Source organism: Paenibacillus popilliae ATCC 14706, assembly GCF_000315235.1.
Taxonomy (GTDB): Bacteria; Bacillota; Bacilli; order Paenibacillales; family Paenibacillaceae; genus Paenibacillus_B; species Paenibacillus_B popilliae.
The window spans coordinates 1-282 of sequence record NZ_BALG01000380.1 but is presented as its reverse complement, the minus strand read 5'-3'; the positions used below and the strand labels follow the sequence as shown (position 1 = coordinate 282).

The following is a 282-nucleotide window of genomic DNA, read 5'->3' as shown; positions in this document are numbered from 1 at the left end:
TAGAAAAAAAGTACCCCAGTTGGTTGATGCCTTAAACGGACGCGTGCGAGCCCATCATCGCAAAATGATCCGCAGGCATTACGACCATCTGGAGTATTTAGAAAAAGAAATTACCGCTTTGGAAGCGGAGATCGAAGACTTGCTTCGCCCATACCAGAAGGAAATCGAACTACTGGACACGATTCCGGGAATCAATAAGGATGCCGCGGCGAGCATTCTTTCGGAAATCGGACCCGACATGTCGGTATTTCCGTCGGAAGGGCACCTTGCTTCTTGGGGAGG

The 282-nt window shown here is 50.0% G+C and carries 1 protein-coding gene; it reads left to right on the top strand.

Annotation, left to right across the window (positions count from 1 at the left end):
- A partial coding sequence (locus PPOP_RS17520) for a transposase (protein ID WP_148277998.1) occupies nt 1-282 on the top strand: 282 nt, incomplete at both ends.